The sequence below is a fragment of the Nonomuraea cypriaca genome, assembly GCF_015645445.1.
Taxonomy (GTDB): Bacteria; Actinomycetota; Actinomycetes; order Streptosporangiales; family Streptosporangiaceae; genus Nonomuraea; species Nonomuraea cypriaca.
On record NZ_JADOGI010000382.1, the window covers coordinates 1 to 6,458 of the forward strand.

General features: G+C 69.8%; 4 protein-coding genes. 2 read left to right on the plus strand and 2 right to left on the minus strand.

Annotated elements, in window-relative coordinates:
- Positions 1-216: 216 nt before the first annotated feature.
- Together recX and rny are read left to right on the plus strand one after the other, a co-directional pair.
- A complete protein-coding gene (gene recX / locus ITP53_RS53140) occupies positions 217-1,248 on the plus strand; it encodes a recombination regulator RecX (protein ID WP_328818727.1) in 1,032 nt (343 codons plus the stop codon).
- A 390-nt stretch (positions 1,249-1,638) separates the two neighbouring features.
- Positions 1,639-3,255 carry a ribonuclease Y gene (gene rny, locus ITP53_RS53145; protein WP_195903097.1) on the plus strand — a complete coding sequence of 539 codons (1,617 nt, stop codon included), beginning with the start codon at positions 1,639-1,641 and terminating at the stop codon, positions 3,253-3,255.
- Positions 3,256-3,404: 149 nt separating this feature from the next.
- On the opposite strand, the gene ITP53_RS53150 is transcribed toward rny, so the two are convergent.
- Together ITP53_RS53150 and ITP53_RS53155 are read right to left on the minus strand one after the other, a co-directional pair.
- Positions 3,405-5,288, minus strand: a complete 1,884-nt coding sequence (locus ITP53_RS53150) for a S9 family peptidase (RefSeq protein ID WP_236052185.1) — start codon at positions 5,286-5,288, stop codon at positions 3,405-3,407.
- A gap of 119 nt (positions 5,289-5,407) precedes the next feature.
- Positions 5,408-6,256, minus strand: a complete 849-nt coding sequence (locus ITP53_RS53155) for a glutamate ABC transporter substrate-binding protein (RefSeq protein WP_195903099.1) — start codon at positions 6,254-6,256, stop codon at positions 5,408-5,410.
- Positions 6,257-6,458 lie beyond the last annotated feature (202 nt).

Sequence of the window (6,458 nt, forward strand, 5' to 3'; positions counted from 1 at the left end):
CCCCCCGCCGAAGGCGCCCCCGACGCGGCCAACCGAACCCCAGACGAGTCCAGGGGGAGCGCCGACGCGCTTGCGGGGAGCGACAAACCCGTGGAGAACGTCGACGAGCCTACGGAGACTGTCGACGGGCCGGCAGGAAGCGTGGGTAAACCCGCCGAGAGCGTCGACGAGCCTGTGGAGGCCATCGAAGGGTCGGCAGGGAGCGTCGGCGGACCTGTGGAGACTGGCGACGGGTCCGCGAGCGAGCAGGCTCCTGCTGGGGGACGGCTGGGCAGCGGATGGCGTCGGAGCGACGAGAGCCTGGTCGGTGACGGCGAGGTCGGCAACGGCCGGCGTTGGGGCGTACCGAGTGTCATCGATGACCATGCGGAGGTTGGAGAAGACCACGACGGGCAGGCACCCGCAGGGGTTCGGCGGCGTTCGCGTGCGGCGGCTTCAGCCCGCGACGGGAGCGCCGACGAGTGGCACTCTGAAGTACTGGCTGGAAGCAGCTGGTTTTCGCCCGACCCTACGACAACCTCCTTCCCGGACGACCAGAGCGGCCCCTCGCATTCCGACCAACAAGTCGATCTCTCGCGTTCGGATGAGCAGAGGGACGGGTGGTCTTCGGACGAGTTCGGGGATGGCGGCAAGAAGCGGTCGGGTAGAGGTGGCCGAACTGGGCGAACCAGCCGGCGTTCTGGGAAGGATGCGCGGGGACGGGGGTGGCTGCCTGAGGGGCCTGACGCGGAGAGTCCTGCCGGCAGTGGTCCCCAGGCCGATCCGGAGTCGGTGGCGCGGGCCATCTGCCTCCGGCTGCTCACCATGGCCCCGAAGACGCGAGCCCAGCTCGCCGAGGCCCTCCGCAAGCGCGACGTGCCGGAAGAGGCCGCCGAAGCGGTCCTCAGCCGCTTCTCCGAGCTCGGCCTGATCAACGACGAGGCGTTCGCGGCGGCCTGGGTCGACTCCAGACACCACGGCCGCGGCCTGGCCAAGCGCGCGCTGGCAGCCGAACTCCGTCATCGGGGCGTGGACACCGACACGGCGAAGGAAGCCGTTGAGCGGCTGGATCCCGACCAGGAGGCCGAGACGGCCCGCCGCCTGGTGGACCGCAAACTCGCCGCCACCCGATCCCTGGACCCGCAGAAGCGTACGCGCCGTCTGGCCGGCATGCTCGCCCGCAAGGGATACTCCTCCGGCCTGGCCTTCCGCGTAATCCGAGAGGCCCTCGAACAGGAGGGCATCGATCTGGACGAAAACTTCCCCTGATGCCGGCGCGATGTCGGGGGCCGTGGCCGTCAGGCGGCCGAGGGCAGGGAGTATTCGGGCTGCATGGGGGATGTGGGGAGATGCGAGCGCGTTAGACACGCTTGATGACGCGTTTGCTTGCTCGTGACCTGTTCGACGCATAACCTCGACGGCAGTGAGGAGTTACTCCGCGCAGCGCGGATTGCCATACCGGTGAACGACGTACGACGAGCGAGCTTGGTTGATCGAGGCAGGCGAGGTGTCGGCTTTCGTAGTCGACGCCCGATCAGTCCTGGCTTGATAGCGATCATGGTGGTGACGTCGACCGGGCTTTCCGTGGCGCGCTTGTGACCCCTCCCGTTTAGAGGCCGCGTTATGAGGTGTTGACGACGCGAGGAGGGCGGGGCACACATGGGGCCGCTTGTCGTGGTGCTGATGGTGGCGGTGCTCGTGCTCACGTTCGGGATGATCGGCGCACTCTTCATCGTCGTACGACGCACCTCGGGCAGCCTCCCCCGCGCGGCCAAGCCGAGTTCTGAGCAGGTGCAGGCGGTGCACGAAGAGCTCGAGCAGGCACGCGAGGAGGCTCGGGAGATCCGCCAGAAGGCGGAGGTCGACGCCGACGAGATCCTGCGCAGGTCCGAGACGGCCGCAGAGAGCGCGGCGCAGATGCGGCGGGAGGTCGAGCAGGAGAGCCGGATACTCAAGTCCGAGCTCAAGGAGCTGCGCACCGACCTGGAACGCCGCGAGGCCCGGCTGGCCGAGCGGGAGCAGCGGCTGGACGAGGAGGCCAGGCGGCAGACCGAGCGGGACAGGAAGCTGGCCGAGACCGAGGTCGAGCTGGCCGACCGGCGTGAGGAGCTGCTGCAGGTCGAGCAGGAGCGGCGGGTCATCCTGGAGCGGGTGGCCGGGCTGACCGGTGAGCAGGCCAAGGCCGAGCTGGTCACGGACATCGAGAACCAGGCCAAGCGCGAGGCCGCGCTGATCGTCAGGCAGATCGAGGGGGAGGCCCGCAAGGAGGGCGAGAAGCGGGCCACCAAGATCGTGACGCTGGCGGTGCAGCGGGTGGCGGCGGAGCAGACGGCGGAGTCGGTCGTCAGCGTGCTGCATCTGCCCGGTGACGAGATGAAGGGCCGGATCATCGGGCGCGAAGGGCGTAACATCCGGGCGTTCGAGTCCACGACCGGCGTCAACCTGATCATCGATGACACGCCCGAGGCGGTCCTCCTGTCGTGTTTCGATCCGGTACGCAGGGAGACGGCCAGGCTCACGCTGGAGAAGCTGGTGCTGGACGGCCGTATCCACCCGCAGCGCATCGAGGAGGCGCACGACCGCAGCCGTCAGGAGGTGCAGGACCTGTGCGCGCGGGCCGGCGAGGACGCCCTCGTCGAGCTGGGCATCACGGACATGCATCCCGAGCTGACGTTGCTGCTCGGGCAGTTGCGATATCGCACCTCGTACGGGCAGAACGTGCTCAAACACCTCATCGAGTCCGCCCACATCGCCGGGATCATGGCCGCCGAGCTGAAGATGAACCAGCCGTTGCTGAAGCGCTGCGCGCTGCTCCACGACATCGGCAAGGCGCTCACGCATGAGGTCGAGGGCAGTCACGCGCTGATCGGGGCGGAGATCGCCCGCAGGTACGGCGAGGAGGAGGACGTGGTGCACGCCATCGAGGCGCACCACAACGAGGTCGAGGTCCGTACCGTCGAGGCGGTGCTCACGCAGGCGGCCGACGCGGTCAGCGGCAGCCGGCCTGGGGCTCGGCGGGAGTCGCTGGAGGCGTACGTCAAGCGGCTGGAGCGGCTGGAGGAGATCGCGCAGTCGTATGACGGCGTGGAGAAGGTTTTCGCCATGCAGGCCGGGCGGGAGATCCGGGTCATGGTCAAGCCAGACGCCATCGACGACATCCAGGCGCAGGTGATCGCCAGGGACGTGGCCAAGCAGGTGGAGGAGGAGCTTACCTATCCGGGACAGATCCGGATCACCGTGGTCAGGGAGTCACGCGCCACCGAGTTCGCCCGCTGAGGGCCCCACCGCGGCAACCAGACGCACCCGCAAGCCACAACCGATAAGGCCGTGACCGGTGAAGTCGTGACCCGTGATGCCGTGACCGGTGAAGCGGTGACCGGTGAAGCCGGGGTCGGTGAAGTCGTGACCCGTGATGCCGGGGCCGGTTATGTGAAGAGTTGCTGGTAGAAGGCCAGTTCGGCGGCGAGGGCGGCGGCGCGGGTCTCCGTACGACGGAAGCCGTGCGACTCGGCCTCGAACGCCAGGTACGTGCACGAAACCCCCCGCTCCGACAACGCGTCGGCGAAGGCGGTGGACTGCTCGGGCGGCACCACGGGATCGTCGAGCCCCTGCAGCAGCAGCATGGGACACGACACCCCGTCCACGAGCGCGAGCGGTTCGCGAGTGGCGTACACCGCCGGATCTTCCGGACCCACCAGCCATTCGACGTAGCGCGACTCGAAGTCGTGCGTGTGCGCGACGAGCGGGGCGAGCGCGCTGCACCCGAAGTACGACACCCCACCCGCGAACACGCCGGACCGGCAGCACGCCGCCATCACGGTCCAGCCGCCCGCGCTGCCGCCGCGCACAGCGATCCTGGCGGGGTCGGCCAGCCCCTCGGCGGCCAGCCATTCGGCGGCGGCGATCGTGTCCGCCACGTCCACCAGGCCCCACTGCCCCTTCAGCCGGTCGCGGTAGGCCCGGCCGTAGCCGCTGGAGCCGCCGTAGTTGACGTCGAGCACGCCGATGCCGCGTGAGGTCAGGAACGCCTTCTCCAGGTCGAGCGCGGTGTCGGCATGCGCGGTCGGCCCGCCGTGGACGAAGATCACGTAAGGCGGCGGGCCCCCGGCCGGCACGCTGGGCCCGTTCGCCGGGCCGACCATGTTGGAGCGAGCCGGGCCGGCGTGCGGCGGGCTCTCCGCGGCGGGATCGGCGTGCGGCGGGTTTTCGGCGGCGGGGCCGGGGTGCGGCGGGTTTTCGGCGGCGGGATCGGTGTACGGCGGGTAGAGGAAGGCGGGGACCGGCGTCTCGACCGCCCGGGGAACGGGCAGGTAAGCGGGATCGGGGAGCCGGTCGATGTCGCGCCTGAGTGATCGGGCAGCCCCCGTCGCCGCGTCCACGCGCACCACAGAGCGGGGGATCGTGGCGGCGTACCCGATCCCGACCAGGGACGTCCCGTCGGCCGTCAGCGTGGCGTCCCAGCCGCTGTAGGGCACCTCCAGGTCGGCCAGCGCGCCCGACCCCGGGTCGAGCACGCCAAGCCGCAGGTCTCCGCGTCCGTGCAGGACCGCGATCCGACCGTCGCCGAGCACCGCGTACGGCCGCCCGCCCAGCCGCCACGGCGGCGTGATGAACTCCTCCTCAACCGGGTGGACCGCCCGCGCGCCGTCGCCGTGCAGGCCGATCTCGTAGAGGTTCCACCAGCCGGAGGCGTCGGAGATCAGGTAGAGGTGTGAGCCGTCCTTCCACGACGGCGCCAGGACGGACTCGGCGGGGCCGCCCCTGACCGTCCACGCCGCGTCCATCCTGGTGCCCGACAGCCGCGTGACGCGGAGCTCGGTGCCGTCCCACGGCATGCGGGGGTGGTTCCAGCAGACGTAGGCGAGATGGCGCCCGTCGGGGGATATGGCGGGGGAGGCGTAGAAGTCGCAGCCGGTGGCCCATTCGCGGGTCTCGCCGCCGTCCAGCGGGACGGCGACGACGGCCCGGGTGACCTTGCCGTCCTCGTCGTGGCGCTCGCGTACGCACCACACCTGGCCGTCGTGGACCTGCAGGTCGGCGTAGCGGCAGCCCTCGGGAGTAAGGGGTTTCGGCTCGCCGTTTTCCCCCAGGACGTAGAGGCGCTGGTCCCTCATGTTGGCGAACACCACCTCGCCCGCCGGGGTCACGGTGTAGGGTCTGCCGCCGTACTCGTGGACTCGCGTGCGCGCCCACCACGGGGCCGGCAGCAGCTCACGGCGGGTGCCGTCGGCGGCGCGGCACATGATCGTGGTACGCCCGCCCTCGCCGGGACGGTCCTCGGTCCACCACACCCGGCCGCTCCGCGCCATGGGCCACCCTGGGCGCACGCCGGAACCGGCCACGTCTCTGGTCGAAATGGGGGAGGGCCAGAAAGGCATACCCGCATCCTGCCGGAAGATCGGCCGGTGTGCGGGGCGGTCCTCCCAGATCAGGGACAGTGTTCGGGGGCCGGCATCGACGACGGCAGTGTGAGCCCCGTCTTGCCGAACCACTTGTGCAGCAGCCGCTGGGCCGTCCCGTCCCGCCACATGTCGGCGATCGCCCGGTTGACGGCCTCGCAGGTGTCGATGTCGCCCTCCTTGAGCCCGACGCTCCACTTCTCGTTGCTGACCGGATGGTTCAGCAGTTTGAACCTGCCGGGCTCGTGCTGGGAGTAGCCGGCCAGGACCAGGTTCTCGGTGCTCACCGCGTCGAGCTGGCCGGCCCCGAGCTTGCGTACGCAGTCGGAGTAGTTCTCCGCGGGCACCAGCACGGCCCGCAGGCCCAGCCGGCCGTCCGGCGGCGGGTCGACGATCCGCTTGTACGAGTTCGAGCCCTTGGCCAGGCAGATCCGCTTACCCCGCAGGTCCGTCACCTTCATGATGCTGTCGTCGTCGGCGCGGACCATCGTGTCCTGCGGGACGACGACGTACGGGCCGGCGAACGTCACCTTGGGTCGGCGGGACTCGGTGATGCTGTAGGAGGCGACGACCATGTCCACGGTGCCGTTCTGGAGCAGCGCCTCGCGGGTGGACGACGGCGACTCCCGCCAGGTGATCTTCACGGATTTGCCGCCCGCGAGCTTGCGGACGACGTATTTCGCGACGTCCACGTCGAACCCCTCCGGCTCCCCCGTGCTCGTCCTGAGCCCCAGGCCCGGCTGATCCCACTTGGTGCCGACGACGACCTGACCAGCGCCCGTGATCTTGTCCACGACCGTGGTGTACGAGCCCCCGCCACCGCACGCGGCCAGGGCCACGGCCATGGCACTGGTCAGCGCCACGTACGCCCGACGCATCCGTAAACCCCCGATCTCCTACGAGAAGTCTGCTGGCCACACGCCGGGTGCGATGCAGTTATTGGGAGGTTCTGACCGAATTGTGGGGGCTTCTTGGGTAAGTACGGGAAGCGTTTTCGCCGGCCATCACCTTTGTCGTGCCGAACGATGAATGACCTGTCCGAATGCAAAGAACGGCGGTGGTCCGCGCACCGCGCGGACC